This is a genomic window from Pseudomonas massiliensis (assembly GCF_000826105.1).
In the GTDB taxonomy this organism is placed as follows: domain Bacteria; phylum Pseudomonadota; class Gammaproteobacteria; order Pseudomonadales; family Pseudomonadaceae; genus Aquipseudomonas; species Aquipseudomonas massiliensis.
Genome location: NZ_CCYK01000004.1, coordinates 43868 through 63761, shown reverse-complemented (window position 1 = coordinate 63761; position 19894 = coordinate 43868). Strand labels below are relative to the sequence as shown.

General features: G+C 62.7%; 18 protein-coding genes. 6 read left to right on the top strand and 12 right to left on the bottom strand.

The genetic code is table 11. The features are described from left to right. Positions 1-46 precede the first annotated feature (46 nt). Positions 47-787 (top strand): SDR family oxidoreductase, encoded by a 741-nt coding sequence (locus BN1188_RS01705; protein ID WP_040259462.1) that lies wholly within the window; start codon positions 47-49, stop codon positions 785-787. Positions 788-841: 54 nt separating this feature from the next. On the opposite strand, the gene betT is transcribed toward BN1188_RS01705, so the two are convergent. Both betT and epsC read right to left on the bottom strand, forming a co-directional pair. Continuing rightward, entirely contained in the window at positions 842-2806 is a 1965-nt protein-coding gene (gene betT / locus BN1188_RS01700; protein ID WP_052469139.1) for a choline transporter BetT, read from the bottom strand. A gap of 257 nt (positions 2807-3063) precedes the next feature. After that, entirely contained in the window at positions 3064-4011 is a 948-nt protein-coding gene (gene epsC / locus BN1188_RS01695; protein ID WP_052469112.1) for a serine O-acetyltransferase EpsC, read from the bottom strand. 208 nt (positions 4012-4219) lie between these two features. Here epsC and BN1188_RS01690 point away from each other — a divergent pair, with 208 nt between their 5' ends. From BN1188_RS01690 to tcyN, 4 genes are read left to right on the top strand one after another with little or no spacing between them, the layout of a single operon-like run. Then, entirely contained in the window at positions 4220-5218 is a 999-nt protein-coding gene (locus tag BN1188_RS01690) for a D-cysteine desulfhydrase (protein ID WP_040259458.1), read from the top strand. Positions 5219-5240: 22 nt separating this feature from the next. Further along, positions 5241-6032, top strand: a complete 792-nt coding sequence (gene tcyJ, locus BN1188_RS01685) for a cystine ABC transporter substrate-binding protein (protein ID WP_040259457.1) — start codon at positions 5241-5243, stop codon at positions 6030-6032. Next, positions 6029-6697, top strand: coding sequence for a cystine ABC transporter permease (gene tcyL / locus BN1188_RS01680; protein ID WP_040259455.1), 669 nt, complete (start codon positions 6029-6031; stop codon positions 6695-6697). Before tcyJ ends, tcyL begins: the two co-directional genes overlap by 4 nt. Positions 6698-6700: 3 nt before the next feature. Continuing rightward, on the top strand, positions 6701-7444 hold the full coding sequence (gene tcyN, locus BN1188_RS01675) for an L-cystine ABC transporter ATP-binding protein TcyN (RefSeq protein WP_040259454.1): 744 nt from the start codon (positions 6701-6703) through the stop codon (positions 7442-7444). Between the two features lie 128 nt (positions 7445-7572). Here tcyN and BN1188_RS01670 read toward each other — a convergent pair whose 3' ends face one another. The 6 genes from BN1188_RS01670 to BN1188_RS01645 form a co-directional block, all read right to left on the bottom strand. After that, entirely contained in the window at positions 7573-10617 is a 3045-nt protein-coding gene (locus BN1188_RS01670) for an efflux RND transporter permease subunit (RefSeq protein ID WP_040259453.1), read from the bottom strand. Next, positions 10614-11678 (bottom strand): efflux RND transporter periplasmic adaptor subunit, encoded by a 1065-nt coding sequence (locus tag BN1188_RS01665; protein WP_040259451.1) that lies wholly within the window; start codon positions 11676-11678, stop codon positions 10614-10616. Before BN1188_RS01665 ends, BN1188_RS01670 begins: the two co-directional genes overlap by 4 nt. After that, positions 11675-12748 (bottom strand): efflux RND transporter periplasmic adaptor subunit, encoded by a 1074-nt coding sequence (locus BN1188_RS01660; protein WP_040259450.1) that lies wholly within the window; start codon positions 12746-12748, stop codon positions 11675-11677. Before BN1188_RS01660 ends, BN1188_RS01665 begins: the two co-directional genes overlap by 4 nt. Positions 12749-12957: 209 nt before the next feature. Next, positions 12958-13743, bottom strand: a complete 786-nt coding sequence (locus tag BN1188_RS01655) for a MetQ/NlpA family ABC transporter substrate-binding protein (protein ID WP_040259449.1) — start codon at positions 13741-13743, stop codon at positions 12958-12960. Between the two features lie 93 nt (positions 13744-13836). Beyond that, the gene (locus tag BN1188_RS01650) at positions 13837-14778 is read right to left on the bottom strand and encodes a sigma 54-interacting transcriptional regulator (RefSeq protein ID WP_040259448.1); all 942 of its coding nucleotides are present in this window, start codon (positions 14776-14778) and stop codon (positions 13837-13839) included. 55 nt (positions 14779-14833) lie between these two features. Beyond that, positions 14834-15415 (bottom strand): RBBP9/YdeN family alpha/beta hydrolase, encoded by a 582-nt coding sequence (locus tag BN1188_RS01645; protein WP_040259447.1) that lies wholly within the window; start codon positions 15413-15415, stop codon positions 14834-14836. A 106-nt stretch (positions 15416-15521) separates the two neighbouring features. On the opposite strand from BN1188_RS01645, the gene BN1188_RS01640 reads away from it, so the two are divergent. Then, complete coding sequence (locus BN1188_RS01640; protein ID WP_040259843.1) at positions 15522-15998, top strand: Mpo1 family 2-hydroxy fatty acid dioxygenase; 477 nt, start codon at positions 15522-15524, stop codon at positions 15996-15998. Positions 15999-16118: 120 nt separating this feature from the next. Here the strand turns inward: BN1188_RS01640 and BN1188_RS01635 are convergent, their stop codons facing one another. The 4 genes from BN1188_RS01635 to BN1188_RS01620 all read right to left on the bottom strand — a co-directional run bounded on the left by BN1188_RS01635 (position 16119) and on the right by BN1188_RS01620 (position 19884). After that, positions 16119-17102: a sulfate/molybdate ABC transporter ATP-binding protein gene (locus tag BN1188_RS01635; protein WP_040259446.1), complete on the bottom strand. Its 984-nt coding sequence runs from the start codon at positions 17100-17102 to the stop codon at positions 16119-16121. Between the two features lie 3 nt (positions 17103-17105). Continuing rightward, on the bottom strand, positions 17106-17978 hold the full coding sequence (cysW, locus tag BN1188_RS01630; protein ID WP_040259445.1) for a sulfate ABC transporter permease subunit CysW: 873 nt from the start codon (positions 17976-17978) through the stop codon (positions 17106-17108). 9 nt (positions 17979-17987) lie between these two features. Next, positions 17988-18806: a sulfate ABC transporter permease subunit CysT gene (gene cysT / locus BN1188_RS01625; RefSeq protein WP_040259444.1), complete on the bottom strand. Its 819-nt coding sequence runs from the start codon at positions 18804-18806 to the stop codon at positions 17988-17990. Between the two features lie 67 nt (positions 18807-18873). After that, positions 18874-19884, bottom strand: coding sequence for a sulfate ABC transporter substrate-binding protein (locus BN1188_RS01620; RefSeq protein WP_040259443.1), 1011 nt, complete (start codon positions 19882-19884; stop codon positions 18874-18876). Positions 19885-19894 lie beyond the last annotated feature (10 nt).

Here is a 19894-nt window from a genome sequence, read left to right as displayed (position 1 = left end):
ACGTATCTGGGCTAGGGTTTTGTAACTTTCATCCGAGGAGCTCTTCATGGTTATCGCTACCCAGAAAACAGCCCTGATCACGGGCGCCTCTCGTGGCATTGGTGCCGCCCTGGCGTTGCGCCTGGTGGACGATGGCTTCGCTGTGGTCATCAACTATGCCCATAGCGCCAAGGACGCTGATGAACTGGTTGCACGCATCAAAGAAGAAGGCGGACGCGCCGTGGCGATCAGGGCGAACGTGGCCGACAGCAGCGATGTACGCCGCCTGTTCGATGAGGCCGAAGCTGCGTTCGGCAAGATCGACGTGCTGGTCAACAACGCCGGCATCCTGAAGATGGTGCCTTTGGCAGACAGCAGCGACGAGCTGTTCGACCATACCTTCAACATCAACACCCGCGGTACCTTCAATACACTGCGCGAGGCGGCTCGGCGCTTGAACGACGGCGGCCGCATCGTGAATCTTTCCAGCAGCACGGTGGGCATGAACCTGCCCAATTACTCCCTGTATATCGCCAGCAAGGCGGCGGTGGAGTCATTGACCAAGGTATTGGCCCAGGAACTGCGTGGCCGGGACATTACGGTCAATGCCGTTGCCCCAGGCCCGGTCGCCACTGAGCTGTTCTTCGAAGGCAAGACCGAGGAACTGATCCAGCAACTGGCCAAGCGCCCGCCTCTGGAGCGCCTGGGTGAGCCGGAGGATATCGCCGGCATAGTGGCTTTCCTGGTAGGGCCCGAAGGCGGCTGGATCAACGGCCAGGTGCTGCGTGCCAACGGCGGGATCGTCTAGCGGGGCCCCGGCAGCGGACTACCGCCTTTGCGCGGCGGCTTCCGCTGCCTCCTGTCAGCGAACCAGGTGCAGGAACTGCATGTGCCGTTCGTACTGATCCAGGATGTCGGTGATGATCTGCTCCTTGTTGTAGCCAACCAGGTCATAGTCCTGGCTGCCTTCTGCTAGATGAACCTCGGCTCGATAGTAGCGGCGGTTCTTGAGCTCCTTGTTGCCCATCCCGCCGCGAGCGAACGACGGCGTGAAGTACCCACGCATGCGCACCTGATAAATGAAGGGCCGTTCCTCGCCGTGGGTCACGATCAGGCTTTCAGCGTCGTGGCCGGTGTTTTCCTCGACCCGCGCAGTGAGGCCCTTGCCCACGAACTCGGCACATACCTCCTGCATCGCTGGGCGAATGGAGCCTTCCATGAAGCGGTACACCTCATCCCGCGAGGGGAAATGCACGGCTTGGCTCAGGCGTTGACGCCAGCCGCCACGCCCCTTGCCACGGCGCGCAGACGTGCTGGGCGCCAAGGAATAAAGCTGGGCGATCTGCCGCTGAGACTCCATGTAGAACGCCTTGTGCAGGCCCCACATCATCAGCAAGAGGATCAGGGAGAACGGCAGGGAGGTCAGCACCACCGCCGACTTGAGCGAATCGATACTGCCGGCGAACAACAGGCCGCCAGTGACCAGGGCCGTGGCGGTACCCCAGAACACACGCAGCCACTTGGGGCCGTCTTCGTCCGGCCCGCCGCCCTTGGCAGACAAGGTGGACAGCACCACGGTACCCGAGTCCGCGGAGGTGACGAAGAAGACGAAGCTGACGAACACCGTGACCGCGATGACCGTGCGGCTCCAAGGGTACTGCTGCAGCATCAGGTACAGCGTACGGGACGGATCGGCGATGGCCGAAGCGGCGAGGTCAAGTACGCCGTGAAGCTGGAGATCCAGCGCACTGTTGGCGAATATGGACATCCAGGCCAGGGTGAACCCCAGGGGAATGAACAGCACGCCGAACACGAATTCGCGGATGGTTCGCCCGCGGGAAATCCGTGCGATGAACAACCCGACGAAGGGTGCCCAGGCAATCCACCAGGCCCAGTAGAACACGGTCCAGTCGCCTAGCCAGCCGCCGACCTTGCCATAGGCATAGAGGTCGAAGCTCTTGGCCGGCAGCACCGAAAGGTAATCGCCCACATTCTGTACCAGGGTATTGAGCAGGTGCTGGGTAGGCCCGGCGAAGAGCACGAACAGCAGCAGGGCGCAGGCCAGAAGCATGTTCAGGTCCGACATGACCCGCACGCCCTTGTCCACGCCGGAGACGGCCACCAGGATGGCGGCACCCATCATGAGGGCGATCAGCCCCAACTGCACCCATTGGTTATGGGGCATCCCGAACAGTTGATCAAGCCCGGCGTTGAGGTGCAGCACCCCGAAACCCATGTCAGCCCCTAGCCCGAACACCGTGGCGATGATGCCGAAACCATCCACGGCATAGCCGATAGGGCCGTTGATCCGCTTGCCGATCAGCGGGTAAAGGGCCGAGCGCAACGCCAGCGGCAGGTTATGCCGGTAGGCGAAATAACCCAGTGCCATGCCCACGAATGCGAAGACACCCCAACCATGCAGGCCCCAATGCAGGAACAGCAACTGCATGGCCTGGCGAGCAGCGGCCTCGTTGCCAGCTTCGCCCTGGGGCGGATGAGTGAAATGGGTCAGCGGCTCCGATACACAGAAGAAGAACAGCGTGATGCTGATGCCCGCGGCAAAGAGCATTCCCGCCCAGGAGAGATAACTGAACTCAGGCTCGTCATGGTCCGCGCCCAGCTTGATACGGCCGTAGCCGGAAAGCGCCGTGACCACTACGAAAACCAGGTAAAGACTCATGGCCAGCAGGTAATACCAGCCGACGGTATTGGAGGCCCAGGCCTGAGCCTTGAGCAGCCAGGCCCCCGCGGCGCTAGGGAAAGCCAGCACAACGGCGGAGAAGAGAAGGATGGCGCCAGCGGCGAAGGCAAACACCGGCGGGTTCATGCGGACAGGTGCGGAATGACTGGTCACGGGCAGGACGGGCCTCCAGATGAACGCAGCGTGCGAACATGTTTTAATTGAACGAGCGTTCAATTAAAACATGATTCCCGCCCGAGGCCAAACCGGCTCACCGCCACAGGTCTTCCTCATGGGGTTGTCTGTGTCCCGTGGGACCCAGCGCCAGCTGGGGAACAGACGTTGGCAACATCTATTCGGCAGCTGCGCTGCCTCCCACCAGGGCTTGCATCGCCTCGCGGCCTCTATCGAACGCCACTTTCATCCTGCTGCAGGTTCGCCTGGGTCAGGTTGCTGCCCGGCGACACGCTGCGGGTGAGCCAGACATTACCGCCGATGGTGGAGCCCTTGCCGATGGTGATACGACCCAGGATGGTCGCCCCGGCGTAGATCACCACGTCGTCTTCCACGATGGGATGACGCGGCAGGCCTTTCTGCAGCGAGCCGTCCTCAGTGGCCGGGAACCGCTTGGCCCCAAGGGTAACGGCCTGGTAGATCCGCACCCGCTCGCCGATGATGCAGGTTTCCCCGATGACCACGCCCGTGCCGTGGTCGATGAAGAAGCTGGGGCCGATCTGGGCGCCGGGGTGGATATCGATGCCGGTACTGGAATGGGCCAGCTCCGCAGCGATGCGCGCCAGCAAGGGAAGACCCGCGCGGTACAGATGATGGGCCAGCCGGTGATGGATGATCGCCAGTACGCCTGGATAGCAAAGCAAGACCTCGTCCACGCTGCGGGCGGCCGGGTCGCCCTGGTAGGCCGCTAGCACATCGGTATCGAGCAGGCGCCGGATGCCTGGCAAGGCGGTGGCGAACCCTTGGATCAGGCGAAGCGCGGTGGCGTCCAGCTCCTCGATGTTGCATGGGCCGTGGCGGCCGGCGTAGCGCAGTTCGAGGCGCGCCTGGGCCAACAGCCCGTTCAGGGCTGCATCCAGTGTATGGCCGACGTAGAAGTCTTCGCTCTCCTCGCGCAGGTCCACCGGGCCCAGGCGCATCGGGAAGAGCGCGCCACACAGTTGCTCCAGCACCGTGGCCACCGCCTCCCGAGAAGGCAGGTCACGCCCGCCGGTGGAACCACAACTGCGGCCATTCTGGCGGCGCCATTGTTCGCGCGCGCTCCGTAGTTCGTCCACGATGCCTTTCAGTTGCCAGTGGCCGCCGTTATGGCTGCGGCTTTGCCCAGTCTCGCTCACGGTACCTTCTCCTGCGTTGGGGCAACGGCGTGCGCGCCGTTCCGGCGCCTACTGTACGGGAAATCAGAGTATTGAAAAAATAACCATTTTCCCGACCGTCCAGGCGTCAGGGAATATGTATCGGCGTGCTTATACTTGCCCGACAAGCGTATTGCCTGGGCCGCGACGCATGCCTATAGTCGCTGGTCGACCGCCTACTGGACATCCCATGATCTCCACCCAGCTTGCCCGCTTTCCTCGCCTGAACCTGATGCAAACCGCAACGCCGCTGGAAAGGCTAGAGCGGCTCTCCGCGTGGCTGGGGCGGGACATCCACATCAAGCGGGACGACCTGACACCCTTGGCGCTGGGAGGCAACAAGCTGCGCAAGCTTGAATACCTGGCTGCCGACGCCCTGGCGCAAGGGGCCGATACCCTGATCACCGCGGGCGCCATCCAGAGCAACCACGTACGGCAAACCGCCGCCCTGGCGGCACGGCTTGGCCTTTCCTGCTTCGCCTTGCTGGAAAACCCCATTGGCACCACGGCGCCGGATTACCTGGGCAATGGCAATCGCCTGTTGCTGGACCTGTTCGATGCCCGGGTGGAGCTGGTCGAGAACCTGGACAACGCCCCGGCTGCCCTCGAAGCCCTGGCGGCGCGGTTGCGCACGGCGGGCAAACGGCCTTACATCGTGCCTGTCGGCGGTTCCAGCCCTGTAGGCGCGCTTGGCTACGTGCGAGCCGGCCTGGAGCTGGCTGAGCAGATCCAGGCCAGCGGCGTGGATTTCGCCGCCGTGGTGCTGGCCAGCGGCAGCGCCGGCACCCATGCCGGGCTGGCCCTTGGCTTGAGCCATCAGCTGCCGGAACTGCCGGTGATCGGGGTAACCGTTTCCCGCGACGAAGACCAGCAGCGCCCCAAGGTGCAACACCTGGCCGAGGCCACGGCTGCCTTGCTGGCCGTCCCGCTGCCTGAAAGCCTGCGCATTCATCTGTGGGACGAGTACTACGGTCCTCGTTACGGTGAACCGAACGCTGGAGGCCTGGCGGCTATCAAACTGCTGGCCGCCCAGGAAGGAATCCTGCTCGACCCTGTCTATACCGCCAAGGCCATGGCGGCGCTGCTCGACGGCGTGGGTCGCCAACGCTTCGACGATGGCCCCCTGCTGTTTCTCCATACCGGCGGGGCGCCTGCCCTCTTTGCCTATACCGATGCCTGGTCTGCCTGACCTTAGCCCAAAGGATATTGCCATGCGCTTGAACGCTCTGCGTCGCTACTTCGCCTTCACCGCCATCGCCCTGGCCACCGCCATGGGCAGCCAGGCCCAGGCGGGCCAGCAGTTGCAACAGATCCAGGACAGCAAGGTCCTGAAGGTAGGCCTGGAAGGCACCTACCCACCCTTCAGCTATGTGGATGACAGCGGCAAGCTGACCGGCTTCGAGGTAGAGCTGGCCCAGGCCCTGGCCAAGGCGCTGGGTGTGAAGGCCGAACTGCAGCCGACCAAGTGGGACGGCATCCTGGCGGCGCTGGAATCCAAGCGCCTGGACGTGGTCATCAACCAGGTGACCATTTCTGACGAGCGCAAGAAAAAGTACGACTTTTCCGTGCCTTATACCGTATCCGGCATCCAGGCCCTGACCCTGAAGGCCAATGCGGCGACCATCACCAAGCCGGCAGACCTGGCGGGCAAGAAAGTCGGCGTCGGCCTGGGTACCAACTACGAACAGTGGGTAAAGCAAAACGTACCTCAGGCTGATGTGCGCACCTACGAGGACGACCCTACCAAGTTCCAGGACCTGATGAACAAGCGTATCGATGCCATCCTGGTGGACCGCCTCGCCGCCCTGGATACCGTGAAAAAGACCAACGACCGCCTGGCCGTGGCCGGCGAAGCCTTCTCTCGCCAGGAAGCCGGCGTGGCCGTGCGCAAGGGCGAGCCGGAACTGCTCAAGGCCATCGACGACGCCCTGGCCAAGCTGCGCCAGGACGGCACCCTGGCTCAGCTGTCCCAGAAGTGGTTCGGCGCTGACGTCACCCAATGAACCAGGAAAGCCTGCGCGTCGCCCTGGAGTCGCTGCCCTTCCTGCTCCAGGGCGCCTGGTTCACCGTGGTGCTGAGCCTGGGCGGCATGTTCTTCGGGCTGCTGCTGGGTTTCGCCCTGGCCCTGATGCGCCTGTCCCGGCTGCGGCTACTGCGCTGCCTGGCCGGGATCTATGTGTCGTTCTTCCGCGGCACGCCCCTGCTGGTGCAGCTGTTCCTGATCTACTACGGCCTGCCGTCGGTGGGTATCGAACTCAGTCCACTCACGGCGGCGCTGATCGGCTTTTCCTTGAACATGGCGGCCTACGCCTGTGAAATCCTGCGGGCCGCCATTGCCTCGATCGATCGCGGCCAGTGGGAAGCCGCCGCCAGCATTGGCATGACCCGCTGGCAAACCCTGCGCCGGACCATTCTTCCCCAGGCAGCGCGCACCGCGCTGCCGCCATTGGGTAACAGTTTCATTTCCCTGGTCAAGGACACGGCCCTGGCAGCGACCATTCAGGTGCCGGAGCTGTTCCGCCAGGCGCAGCTGGTCACCGCGCGCACCTTCGAAATCTTCGCCATGTACCTGAGCGCGGCCCTTATCTACTGGGTGTTGGCCAGTATCCTTGCGCACTTCCAGCATCGCCTGGAACGACGCGTCAATCGCCATGACCTGGAGCGCTAAGCCATGATTGTGGTGGAACACCTCACCAAGCGGTTCAAGGACACGACTGTGCTCGATGACCTTGACCTGACGGTAAAAGAAGGCGAAGTCGTGGCCATCATTGGGCCGAGCGGCTCGGGCAAGACTACCTTCCTGCGCTGCCTGAACCTGCTTGAAACGCCGACAGCCGGGCATATCCAGGTGGGCGACGTGCAGATCGACGCCAGCCAGCCCATTGCCCGGCAGCAGGCGCAAGTGCGCCGGCTACGTCAGCAGGTAGGCTTCGTTTTCCAGAACTTCAACCTCTTCCCTCACCGCACCGCCCTTGAGAACGTCATCGAAGGCCCTGTGGTGGTGAAGAAGATGCCCTTGGCCGAGGCCCAGGACCTGGGCCGCGCTCTGCTGGCCAAGGTAGGGTTGGCGGGCAAGGAAGACGCTTATCCTCGTCGGCTCTCCGGCGGGCAACAGCAACGGGTTGCCATTGCCCGTGCCCTGGCCATGGCCCCGGAGGTGATTCTGTTCGATGAGCCCACCTCGGCCCTGGACCCGGAACTGGTGGGCGAGGTACTGGCGACCATTCGCGGCTTGGCCGAGGAGAAGCGCACCATGGTGATCGTCACCCATGAAATGAGCTTCGCCCGGGACGTGGCCAACCGGGTGATCTTCTTCGACAAGGGCAAGATCATCGAACAGGGAGACCCGAAGGCCTTGTTCGCCGCGCCCCAGCATGAGCGCACCCGGCAGTTCCTTGGCAAGTTCGTCAGCTGAGCAACCGGTGAACTGAACCCCCATTCATTGGACAGCGAGTGATCACGGCGGGAGCTAGCGCCAGCTAGCGAAAAGGCTTTCTGATCGAGCGCAATTCGTCAGCTGCGCTGACTCCCACCCGCTGAATTTCAATGCTCCTTTATGCGATACCAGGCCACATAGAGCGCGGGGAGGAACAACAGCGTAAGCAGGGTCGCGCTGATGATGCCGCCGATCATGGCGTAGGCCATGGGCCCCCAGAACACTTCCCGGGCAATCGGGATCATGCCCAGACTGGCCGCGGCCGCGGTCAGCAGGATCGGCCGGCGCCGGTGCTGGGTCGCCTCCACCACGGCGTCCCAAGGCTTGTAGCCGTCGCGCTCGAAGATATCGATCTGGGTCACCAGGATCACCGAGTTGCGGATGATGATGCCGATCAGCGCCAGCACCCCGAGAATAGCCACGAAGCCTAGCGGCGTGCCGGTGGGCACCAGGGCAATCACCACCCCGATCAGCCCCAGGGGCGCCACGCTGGCGACCAGGAACATCTTCTGCACGCTGTGCAGCTGGATCATCAGGAAGGTGGCCATCAGGAAGATCATCAAAGGTACCACTTGGGCGATTGGCCCCTGGGCCTTGCCGCTTTCCTCCACGGTACCGCCGGTAGTCACCGTATAACCCTGGGGCAATTCGGCGGCGAAGCGATCCACGTCGGCCTTGAGCTGGGTGACCAGGTCGGTGGGCTGGATCTTGTCGCGCACCGCCGCCTTCAAGGTTACGGTGGGCAAACGGTCCCGCCGCCAGACCAGTGGCTGTTCCAGTTCATAGCGGACCGTGGCGAACGCCCGCAGCGGGATGGACACCCCATTCGGGGTCACGATCTGCAGGTTCTGCAGGGTTTCCGGCGAATCCCGCTCCGCATCCTCGGCGCGACCGACGACGTTCACCAGATAGATGTCATCGTTGACCTGGGTGATGGGTGCGCCGCTGACAATGGTATTCATCAGCTTGGCCACGTCCTCGGAGGAGAGCCCCAACTGGCGGGCGCGGTCCTGGGCGATATCGACGCGCAGGACCTTGCCCGGTTCGTTCCAGTCGAAAATCATGTCCCCCACATGAGGGTTCTGGTCCAGCAGCGTGGCCAGGTCGATGGCATGCTTGCGCACTTCGTCGAGGTCGCGGCCGCTGACCCGGTACTGCAATGGTCGGCCCACCGGCGGTCCCATCTCCAGGGGTTGCACGTAGGTGCCGATGCCTACGAATTCCTGACGCAGTTTCTGCCGCAGCCGCTCCGCCAGTGCTTCACGCTCTTCCAGCCCCTTGCTGACGATCACCAACTGAGCGTAGTAAGGGTTCTGCAGCTGCTGGTCCAGTGGTAGATAGAAGCGAATCGCCCCCTCACCGATGTAGGTACTCCAGCGCAGGATGTCCGGGTCGTCCTTGACCATGGCTTCGAGTTTGTCCACCGCTCGCGCGGTCTCATGGATGGATGCGTTCTGCGGCAGGTTCAGGTCTACCAGCAGCTCTGGCCGGTCTGACGAGGGGAAGAACTGATTCTGGACGAAGCGCATGCAGAACAGCGCCAGGGCGAAGATCGCCAGGGTGCCGATGATGGTCAGCCAACGGTGGCGCATGCAGCTCAACAGGGCGTTGTTGAACATCCGCCCGATACGCCCCGGCTCGTCCGAGTGCTTCTTGGTGATTTTCTCGCTGAGGATGTGCACGCCGATCACAGGCGCGAAGAACACCGCCACCACCCAGGATACCAACATGGCAATGGCGATCACCGCGAACAGCGTGAAGGTGTATTCACCCGCAGAGCTGGCATTGAGCCCGATGGGCGTGAAGCCGGCCACGGTGACCAGCGTGCCGGTAAGCATGGGAAAAGCGGTGGAGGTATAGGCAAAGGTCGCGGCCTTTTCCCGGCTGTCGCCAAGCTCCAGCCGCGTGACCATCATCTCTACGGTGATCATGGCATCGTCTACGAGCAGCCCCAGGGCGATGATCAAGGCCCCCAGGGAAATACGCTGCATGGTGATGCCGCTGTACTCCATGAAGACGAACACCATGGCCAGCACCAACGGGATCGAGCAGGCCACTACCAGCCCGGCGCGGATACCCAGGCTGACGAAGCTGACCACCATCACGATCACCACTGCCTCGAACAAGGCGCTGGTAAAGCCGCCGACAGCCTTTTCCACCACGGCCGCCTGGTCCGATACCGAGTGCACGCCCACCCCGACCGGCAACTCGGCGGTGAGCTCGCTCATCCGCGCGTGCAGGGCCTTGCCGAAAGCCTGGATATTGCCGCCATCACGCATGGCGACGGCCAGGCCAATGGCCGACTGCCCGTTGTAGCGGAACATGGGCGCGGGCGGCTCGGCGTAGCCGCGGCTGATCTGCGCTACATCGGCCAAGCGATAGAAACGGTCGTTGACCCGCAGGTTGAGCTCGCGCAGGTCAGCCTCGGAGCGGAACTGGCCGGTGGTGCGCACGGAAATACGCTCAGGGCCGGCCTCTATGGTCCCCGCGGGGGTCACCGCATTCTGCGCCTGTAGCGCCTGCACCACCTGTCGCTGGTCCAGCCCCAGGGCGGCCAGTTGACGCGTGGAAAAATTCAGGTAGATGACTTCGTCCTGTTCACCGATCATCTCCACCTTGCCCAGGTTTTCCACCTGGCGGATGCCCGCGCGTACTTGCTCCACATAGTCACGCAGCTGGCGCATGCTCAGGCCATCTGCCGTAAAGGCGTAGATAGAGCCGAACACGTCGCCGAATTCATCGTTGAAGGCCGGCCCCTGCAAGCCTTGGGGAAACTCCCCGCGGATATCGTCGATCTTCTTGCGCACCTCGTACCAGATATGAGGTATCGCCCCGGCCTTGGTGGTGTCGCGCAGATACACGAACACCGTCGATTCGCCTGGCCGGGTATAGCTCTTGGTGTAATCCAGCGAGTCGAGCTCTTCGAGTTTCTTCTCGATTCGGTCGGTGACCTGCTTGAGGGTTTCGTCCTGGGTCGCGCCCGGCCAGCGGGTCTGGATGACCATGGTTTTGATAGTGAAGGCCGGATCTTCCTCGCGCCCCAGCTTCATGTAGGAAAACACGCCCATCAGCAGGGCCACGAACATCAGGTACCACACGAAAGACTGATGCCGTAGCGCCCAGTCCGAGAGGTTGAACTTGCTGCCGCTCATTGGGCCTTTCCTTGGTCGGTCTTGATCGCTTGCCCCGGCTTGAGGCTGTTGAGCCCGGCGATGGCCACTCGCTCACCCGGGCGCACGCTGGTGTCCACGATGGCGGTATCGCCTTGCCGCTCCAGTACAGTGACCGGGCGGGGCGACACACTGCGGGCCTGTTCATCGATGACCCACACCCGGGTTTGCCCATCGGCTTCTTGCAAGGCCTGCACGGGCAAGGCGCTACGGGGCTGAACCGGGCGGCTCAGGGTCACGCTGATCGCAGTGCCCAGGCGCAGGCCCGCCGGAGTGTCCACCAGGCTGAGACGTACCTGGCGGGTGCGAGTGGTGCTATTGGCCTGGGGCTCGACCTCCCGCAGCCTGGCATGGGTGGTCACGGTAGGGTCCAGTTGTGCCTGCACCTGAAAGTCTGCATCCGGCGAGAGCTGTTCGGCCAGGCTCATGGGCAGGTCAATCACCGCTTCCTTCACATCGGGCCGGGCGAGGGTCACCACTTCCTGGCCAGCCGCCACCACTTGCCCGGCTTCGGCGCTCAAGGCGGTGACCACGGCATCATGGTCCGCGCGCAGCTCGCTGTAGCCTAGCTGGTCACGGGCCTGGCTTACGGCGGCCTTGGCTTGCTCCAAGGACGCGGCAGTGGTTTTCAGGTCCGCGGTGGCCCGGTCCAGCAACGCGGCCGAGCCCACGCCCCGATCGAACAGCTCTTGCTGCCGTCGGCTGTTGGCCTGGGCATTGATCCACTGGGCCTCGACCCGGCTCAGGTCGCCCTCACGGGAGCGCAACTGGTTCTGCTGGTCGGTGGGGTCGAGCACGGCAAGCAGGTCGCCTCGTTTGACCTCATCGCCCACGTCCACCAGCCGACGAGCGATACGGCCCGGCACGCGAAACCCCAGGGTGCTTTGATAGCGCGGCTCGATATTGCCGGCGAAGCGACCCAAGGCTTGCTGGTCGACGGCGACCACGACCGCCGACAGCACCGGCCTGATCGGCTCCTTCGGCGGCGGGTCTTCGCCGCAACCGGCCAGCATCAGCATAGGCAGCAGGAACCAGGGTTTCATGGCTTGGCCTCCTGGGCGACTTCCACCTGCATGTCCGGATGCAGCAATTGCCCGCCTGCCACCACGACACGGTCGCCAGGCGCCAGGCCTTCGGTGATCACCACCTTGCCGGTCAGGTAGCGGCCAACGGTGACCTTGTGCAGCGTGACCTTGTCACCATCCAACCGCCACACAGCCGGGTCATGCAGGTCCTTGGTCAAGGCCGACCATGGCAGCTCCATCGCTGGCTGGGCCGGGGCCGCCAAGGCGCCGCTGACCACAGAGCCCAGGCGCATGCGCGGGGGAAGCGCCGCCAGCGCTACCTTCACCTGCAGCGTGCCGGTTTGCGCCGATACCGTTGGGGTGACTTCCCGCACGCGACCTTCCACGGTCACGCTGGGGTCTTCCAGCAAGCGCACCGTGATGGGCGCATCGCCCGCAGGGCTGAGGAACAGCGACTCATACACATTGAACACCGCATCGCGTTCACCGTCCCGGGCGAGGCTGAACATGGGCTGGGTCGCCTGGACCACCTGCCCGACCTCTGCCTGTCGCGCCGTGATCACGCCTGGCGCATCGGCGATCAGGTCGGTGTAACTCAGTTGCTCCCGGGCATTGGCCAGCTCGGCGCGGGCGGCGGCCAGCGCGCTCTGGCTGCTTTTCAGCGCAGCCTGGGCGGAATCGTATTCGCTACGGCTGGTATAACCCTTGGGCAGGAGCTTGGCCTGGCGCTCGAAGGCCAGGCTGGCCTGGGTGACACGCGCCTGTTCAGCGGCGACCGCGGCCGTGGCTGAATCCACACTGGTTTGCAGGTCCTTCGGGTCCAGCCGGGCCAGTACCTGACGTGGGCTGACACGGTCGCCGACGTCCACCATACGCTGGATGATCTTGCCAGAGACGCGGAACGACAGCTGCGTCTGCACCCTGGCCTGGATGTCGCCGGTGACCTCGACCTTGGGCGCGAACGGCACGCTCTGCACGGTCTGCACCATCACTCGAGGCCGCTCGGGTTGCAAGGCGGGTTTTTCGCCGCAGCCGTACAGCAACGCCAGGAACGCCCAGGCGACTCCCCTCCCCCACGCACGCGTCATGCACACTTCCTTTGCACGGAAAATCTGGTGATGCGACTGTAACCGATTGTGATCGGTTCATTGCGCCTGATGCATCGAAGGAGGAAAAAAGAACCGCCTCGCCGGGTCGAGCGAGAGTGCGGGGAGGATTGAAAAAGCAGAAGCGAGGCCTTGCCCAAGGCGGGCCTCGACTCAAGAGGGCCAGCGAGCGCCAGCCCCCGCAGGCATGGTCAGAAGGCAGGCAGTACGGCGCCGTTATACTTCTTCTCGATGAAGGCCTTCACTTCTGGCGAGGTCAGGGCCTTGGCCAGCTTCTGGATGGCATCGCTGTTCTTGTTGTCCGGACGAGCGACCAGGTAGTTCACGTAGGGCGAGTCGCTGCCTTCGATCACCAGCGCATCCTTGGCAGGGTTCAGGCCGGCTTCCAGGGCATAGTTGGTGTTGATCATGTCCAGGTCGACCTGGTCCAGCACGCGCGGCAGCATGGCCGACTCCAGCTCCTTGAACTTCAGGTTCTTGCTGTTGGTAGCGATGTCTTTAGGCGTAGCCAGGGCATTGCTTGGGTCTTTCAGGGTAATCAGCCCAGCCTTTTGCAGCAGCAGCAAGGCGCGGCCGCTGTTACTGCCCTCGTTCGGAATGGCTACGGTCGCCCCGTCCTTGAGTTCGGACAGGCTCTTGACCTTCTTGGAGTAACCACCGAAAGGCTCGACATGCACGCCAATGACCGTCTCCAGGTGGGTACCCTTGCCTTCGTTGAAACTCTTCAGGTAAGGCAGCGTCTGGAAGTAGTTGGCGTCGAGGCGCTTCTGGTCTACCTGAACGTTCGGCTGTACGTAGTCTGTAAAGACCTTGATCTCCAGGTCGATGCCTTCCTTGGCCAGGGTTGGCTTGATCAGCTCAAGGATTTCAGCATGGGGGATAGGCGTGGCCGCCACCACGAGCTTTTCAGCGGCCTGGGCGAAGCCCGCCACGGACAACGCAGCAGCGAATGCAGAGAACAGAAGTGCCTTTTTCATTGGTAATCCTTATTAAGCAGGGTGCCAGTATTCTGGCATGGCGGGACGATACTCAATTCCCTTATGCCGTTGAAATACCTTTTTTCTAGCTGCTTATGAATTTTTTTCAAGCTCAACAGCGTAACGGCGTAAAAGAACCAGCGTAGCCGCTCTAGAATGGGCATCCCCTGTTCTAAGGCACAAGGCTAGATGGTCCTCAAGGCGGCTCGAATTCGCGCCTATGCCGGCCTGGCTCAAATGCCTGGCTTCGATGCAGGGCCCTTCGCTGACCAGAAGCGCGAAGTGAATGATGTTTTCCAGTTCGCGCGTATTGCCTGGCCAGCCATGGGCAAGCATCCGTTGCATCGCGGCTTCGCTGAAGGTTGGAGTAGGCAGGCCCAACCGCTGGCTGTAGATACCCAGGAAGTATTCCGCCAGAGGCAGGATATCGCCGGGACGTTCACGCAAGGCCGGGAGCCGCAGGCGCCCTTCATCCAGATAACGCCACAGCCGCTCGTTGAACTTGCCGACCGCCACTGCTTGGCCCAGTTCGATGCTCGAGGCCGCGATCAAGCGTACATCCACCGGAGTGGGCTGCGTCGCGCCTACGCGCAGCACTTCGTGATTTTCCAGCGCCTCGAGCAGTGCGGCCTGGATGGGTAGCGGCAGGTCGGCGATCTCATCCAGATAAAGGGTGCCGCCATTGGCGGAGCCGAACCAGCCCGCCCGGCTCGCGGCCGACCCGGGCGAAGCGCCTGGCGCATGGCCGAACAGTTCCGCCTGGGCATAGGTCGGGCTCAAGGCCCCGCAATTTACCGACACGAACATGCCCGGCCGGTCGCTGGCCTTGTGCAAGTGCCGGGCAAGCAGCTCCTTGCCGGTTCCGGTTTCGCCATGAATGAGCACCGGCAACGCCCCAGGCGCAAGCGCCTGCATACGCTCGCGCAGGACCTGCGAGCGAGGGTCTGCGAATACCAGTGCCTTGGCGCGAATGCTCAGCGGGCTGCGGTCCGCGTCCGGGAATGTCAGCAGGGGCTGGCCCAGGCTACTACTCATCGCTTCATTCTCTCAAAGATTCCAGGCTGGCTGCCCGAGGCCACGCAGGCTAGGCTCAGGCACGGCGCAAGCCGTTTCGCTGCGCGCGGCTCTGCAAGCGGTAGAGATAGGCGAAGCCTTGATCCCAGCGGTGGTGGCCGGATTTCACATTGATATGCCCCGCCCCGCTGAGGATGCCTGCCTCGGCGCCCCAATCCCTGGCCATCTCCAATGCTCGGGCGACCGAGGCGGCAGGATCGTTGTCCGAGGCCACGACCTGGCTTGGGAAGGGCAATGGCTGTCTTGGAACGGGCGCGAAATCAGCCAAGGGCGAGGGACGATTGGGCCGCTCCACGTCCGCCGGTGCCACCAGCAGCGCGCCCTGTACCCTACCGACCCGCGCAAGCGGCGCCTGGCCGGCCCAATGCGCTACGGTAATGCAGCCCAGGCTATGGGCAATGAGCACTGTGGGCTTGCTGGTGCTGGCGATGGCGTGGTCCAGGCTGCTGACCCAGTGATCTTTTTGCGGGTGGTTCCAGTCTGCCTGTTCCAGCCACTCGCTGTTGGGCAAGGTGTCATGCCAATGGTGCTGCCAGTGTCCATCGGGCGAGCCTTGCCAACCGGGGACGATAAGGTAGCGGATGGAATCGGTGCGCATGATGGCAACTCCTGGCCCTGTCTGCTTACATGTGGAGAAGTATAAGGAGCGGCCTTATTCGCGTTAAGGAATAAGAAGCTATTTATAATAACTAGGGATGCTAACCGTGAAGACGCTGACGCAACACCTGAGCCAATACGCCGCCTATCACCAAGATCCGCGCAACGTCGCTACTCATTTCGTGGGCATCCCTTTCATTGTCCTGGCAGTGGCGGCGCTTTTGTCGCGGCCAGACTGGCACGGCATTTCTCCCGCCTTATTGGTGGCCCTGGCCAGTGGAGCGTTCTACCTGCGCCTGGACAGGCAGCTGGGCCTATTGATGGCGATGCTACTGGCGCTGAGTCTCTGGTTCGGCCACACGGTAGCGTCGCTCTCCACGGCCAGCTGGCTGACACTGGGAATAGGCATGTTCGTGATCGGGTGGGCAATGCAGTTCCTGGGTCACCATTATGAAGGGCGCAAGCCGGCCTTCATGGATGACGTCAGTGGGTTGGTCATTGGTCCGCTGTTCGTGGTAGTGGAGTTCGGCTTCCTGCTGGGGCTGGGAGAAGAGCTCAGGGAGCGGATGGAGACCGAAGCCTAACGGTTCACGTCTGTAGGGCGGCATCCGATCGGTAGAAAGGATGCCGTGTGACGGATGAAGCTCGCGGATGCAGTGCAAGGCCGTTCTCGAGCTGCATCCGGCTCCTGCTGCTTAGCAGGTTCAGTTCATGGGCACGCGTCCCTTGGGCGCGAAGAATAGGGTATCTCCGCGGTTCAGCCCCGCCAGGCTGTCATGGTCCTTCACCACCTCCGCCTCGATCAGCTCATCCTGGCCTTCCACCTTCAGCGTGATACGCGTGGTCGCGCCCAAGGGGCGGATGTCGCGCACTTGGGCCGGATGGTGCGCGTCTACCCCCAGCCGCGACAAGGAAATCTCATGGGGCCGGAATTGCAGAGGCTGCTCCTGGCCCAGGTACAAGCGGTTGGAATCGCCCAGGAAGTGATACACGAAGTCGCTGGCCGGATGTTCGTAGACTTCACCAGGCGAGCCGATCTGCTCAATCACGCCCTTGTTCATTACCACAATGCGATCGGCAACCTCCATGGCCTCTTCTTGATCGTGAGTAACGAACACCGAGGTCAGGTTGATTTCCTCGTGCAGGCGCGCCAGCCAGCGCCGCAGCTCCTTGCGCACCTTGGCGTCGAGGGCACCGAAGGGTTCGTCCAGCAAGAGCACCTTCGGCTCCACCGCCAAGGCGCGGGCCAGGGCGATGCGCTGCCGCTGACCGCCTGACAGCTGTTCAGGGTAGCGATCGGCGAGCCAATCCAGCTGCACCATGTTCAGCAACTCATGCACCTTTTCAGCGATCCGAGCTTCACTGGGGCGCTGGCCGCGCGCCTTCATGCGCAGGCCGAAGGCGACGTTATCGAACACCGTCATGTGACGGAAGAGCGCGTAATGCTGAAAGACAAAACCTACATTGCGGTCCCGTACGTCATGCCCGGACACATCCTCCCCATGGAAGACGATGCTTCCCTGATCAGGGGTTTCCAGCCCGGCGATGATGCGCAGCAAGGTGGTTTTGCCACAGCCGGAGGGGCCCAGTAGCGCCACCAGCTCGCCGCTACGGATGTGCAGGTCGATAGTGTTCAACGCCTGGAACTGGTTGAAGCGCTTGCTGACATTACGGACTTCGATCGACATGGATTATTCCTCCGCGGCGCTATGGCGCAGGCGGTCAAGGCGGCTTTCACTCCACTGCTTGAGCAGCAGGATGAACAGGGCAAGGGCCAGTAGCAGGCTGGCCACGCTGAAGGCAGCCACATGGTTGTATTCGTTGTAGAGAATTTCCACGTGCAGCGGCAGGGTGTTGGTCACACCACGAATGTGCCCGGACACCACCGACACCGCGCCGAATTCGCCCATGGCACGAGCGGTGCAGAGCACTACCCCATACATAAGGCCCCATTTGATATTGGGCAGGGTCACATGCCAGAACATCTGCCACCCATTGGCGCCCAGCAACCTGGCGGCCTCTTCTTCCTGAGTGCCTTGTTCCTGCATCAGCGGAATCAGCTCTCGCGCCACGAACGGCACGGTCACGAAGATGGTGGCCAGCACGATGCCTGGCAGGGCGAAAACAATCTGGATGTCATGGTCCGACAACCAAGGCCCCAGCAAGCCGCGCGCGCCGAACATCAGCACATAGACCAGGCCGGCGATCACTGGGGATACCGAGAACGGCAGGTCGATCAAGGTGACCAGCAGGCTTTTACCCCGGAATTCGTATTTGCTCACACACCAGGCCGCGCTCACGCCGAATACCAGGTTCAGCGGCACCGAGATCGCCACGGCCAGCACGGTCAGCTTGAGCGCGCTCAAGGCGTCGGGCTCCAGAATGGCGCTGAAAAATGTGCCCGCGCCTTCCTTGAGTGCCTGGGAGACAACGATAAACAACGGCAGCAGGAGGAACAGGACGAAGATCAGCCAGGCGAGGGTGATCAGGGTACGTCGCGCCCAAGGGCTACCGCGCCGGGCAGCATTGGCCGCCTGCGCGGCCGAAACGGTCGAACGGGACATGCGGCTTCCTCAAGGGGTTTCGATGCGACGCTGAAGCAGGTTGATCAGCAACAGCAGAATGAACGAGACCACCAGCATCAAGACGCCGATGGCGGTAGCGCCGGTATAGTCGTACTGGTCGAGCTTGACCATGATCAGCAAGGGCAGGATCTCGGTCTTCATCGGCATGTTGCCGGCGATGAAAATCACTGAGCCGTATTCCCCGACCCCTCGGGCGAATGCCAGTGCGAAACCCGTCAGCCAGGCGGGTAGCAAGGCCGGAGCGAGAATGTGACGAAACACCTGCCAAGGACGCGCGCCCAGGCAGGCGGCGGCTTCTTCCACCTCACGCGGGATGTCAGCCAGTACTGGCTGCACGGTGCGCACTACGAAGGGCAAGGTGACGAAGGTCAGGGCCAGGGTGATACCCAGCGGGGTGTAGGCGATCTTGAAACCCAGGTCCGTGGCGAGTTGCCCCACCAGGCCGTTCGGCGCGTACAGGGCCGTCAGAGCGATGCCCGCCACGGCGGTGGGCAAGGCAAAGGGCAGGTCGATCATGGCATCGATGACGCGCCGTCCCGGGAAGCTGTAGCGCACCAGTACCCAGGCCAGCAAGGTACCGATGACGCCGTTGATCACGGCGGCATAGAGCGCGGTACCGAAACTGAGTTTGAGCGCGGCCATGACCCGAGGGGCACTGACGACCGCCCAGAACTGCTCCATGCTCAGCTGTGCGGCATGTACGAACATGGCGGCAAGGGGAATCAGCACGATAAGGCTGAGGTAGACCAGCGTGTAGCCCAGCGTCAGCCCGAAGCCGGGTATGACGGGGGAAATACGGCGCGACATAGAAGTCCTTTGTGTGAACGCAACGAGCCCGGGAACGATCCCGGGCTGCTTGCCATACCTTTAGGGTTTACTGAGCCTGGTAGATCTGGTCGAAGATCCCGCCATCGCTGAAGAACTTGGGTTGAGCAGTTTTCCAGCCGCCGAAGTCTTTGTCGATAGTCACCAGGTTGAGCGTGGGGAAGGTGCTGGCGTATTTCTTCGCCACCTCAGGATTGCGCGGCCGATAGAAGTTCCTGGCGGCGATCTCCTGCCCAGCGGGGCTGTACAGATGCTCGAGATAAGCGGTGGCCACGTCCACCGTGCCTTTCTTTTCCGCGTTCTTGTCCACCACCGCCACCGGTGGTTCGGCAAGGATGGAAAGCGACGGCACCACAATGTCGAACTTGTCGGCGCCCCCGTCTTCTTTCAGGGCCAGATGCGCTTCGTTTTCCCAGGCGAGCAGCACGTCGCCCTGGCCATTGTTGACGAAGGTGATGGTGGAGCCGCGAGCGCCGGTGTCCAGTACAGGAACGTGCTTGAACAGCTGCTGTACATAGGCCTTGGCCTTGGCCTCATCCCCATTGTTGGCCTTCAGGCCATAGGCATAGGCCGCCAGGAAGTTCCAGCGCGCGCCGCCGGACGTCTTGGGATTGGGCGTGATCACCGATATGCCATCCTTGACCAGGTCATCCCAATCCTTGATGCCCTTGGGGTTGCCTTTGCGCACCAGGAACACGATGGTGGAGGTATAGGGCGTGCTGGCCTCTGGCAAACGCTTCTGCCAATCGGTGGGCAACAGCTTGCCGAGGTTGGCGATTTCGTCGATGTCCCCGGCCAGTGCAAGGGTAACCACATCCGCGCGAAGCCCGTCGATGACAGAGCGCCCCTGTTTGCCTGACCCACCATGGGACTGCTGGATCCTTACCGTGTCGCCCGGATGCTGTTGTTTCCAGAAGCTGGCGAACTCAGCGTTGTATTCCTGATACAGCTCACGGGTGGGGTCGTAGGACACATTGAGCAGTTCGTAGTCCTTGGCGACGGCAGAACCTGCGAACAACGCGGCCGTGAGGGCAGCCAGCGCGTAACGACGGATGAACATGGGTGTGCTC

Bases quoted from the DNA above. Each gene is read 5' to 3' on its own strand.
- BN1188_RS01705 (WP_040259462.1), top strand. From the start codon at position 47: ATGGTTATCGCTACCCAGAAAACAGCCCTGATCACGGGCGCCTCTCGT.
- betT (WP_052469139.1), bottom strand. From the start codon at position 2,806: ATGAACCCGCCGGTGTTTGCCTTCGCCGCTGGCGCCATCCTTCTCTTC.
- BN1188_RS01690 (WP_040259458.1), top strand. From the start codon at position 4,220: ATGATCTCCACCCAGCTTGCCCGCTTTCCTCGCCTGAACCTGATGCAA.
- tcyJ (WP_040259457.1), top strand. From the start codon at position 5,241: ATGCGCTTGAACGCTCTGCGTCGCTACTTCGCCTTCACCGCCATCGCC.
- tcyL (WP_040259455.1), top strand. From the start codon at position 6,029: ATGAACCAGGAAAGCCTGCGCGTCGCCCTGGAGTCGCTGCCCTTCCTG.
- tcyN (WP_040259454.1), top strand. From the start codon at position 6,701: ATGATTGTGGTGGAACACCTCACCAAGCGGTTCAAGGACACGACTGTG.
- BN1188_RS01670 (WP_040259453.1), bottom strand. From the start codon at position 10,617: ATGAGCGGCAGCAAGTTCAACCTCTCGGACTGGGCGCTACGGCATCAG.
- BN1188_RS01665 (WP_040259451.1), bottom strand. From the start codon at position 11,678: ATGAAACCCTGGTTCCTGCTGCCTATGCTGATGCTGGCCGGTTGCGGC.
- BN1188_RS01660 (WP_040259450.1), bottom strand. From the start codon at position 12,748: ATGACGCGTGCGTGGGGGAGGGGAGTCGCCTGGGCGTTCCTGGCGTTG.
- BN1188_RS01655 (WP_040259449.1), bottom strand. From the start codon at position 13,743: ATGAAAAAGGCACTTCTGTTCTCTGCATTCGCTGCTGCGTTGTCCGTG.
- BN1188_RS01650 (WP_040259448.1), bottom strand. From the start codon at position 14,778: ATGAGTAGTAGCCTGGGCCAGCCCCTGCTGACATTCCCGGACGCGGAC.
- BN1188_RS01645 (WP_040259447.1), bottom strand. From the start codon at position 15,415: ATGCGCACCGATTCCATCCGCTACCTTATCGTCCCCGGTTGGCAAGGC.
- BN1188_RS01635 (WP_040259446.1), bottom strand. From the start codon at position 17,102: ATGTCGATCGAAGTCCGTAATGTCAGCAAGCGCTTCAACCAGTTCCAG.
- cysW (WP_040259445.1), bottom strand. From the start codon at position 17,978: ATGTCCCGTTCGACCGTTTCGGCCGCGCAGGCGGCCAATGCTGCCCGG.
- cysT (WP_040259444.1), bottom strand. From the start codon at position 18,806: ATGTCGCGCCGTATTTCCCCCGTCATACCCGGCTTCGGGCTGACGCTG.
- BN1188_RS01620 (WP_040259443.1), bottom strand. From the start codon at position 19,884: ATGTTCATCCGTCGTTACGCGCTGGCTGCCCTCACGGCCGCGTTGTTC.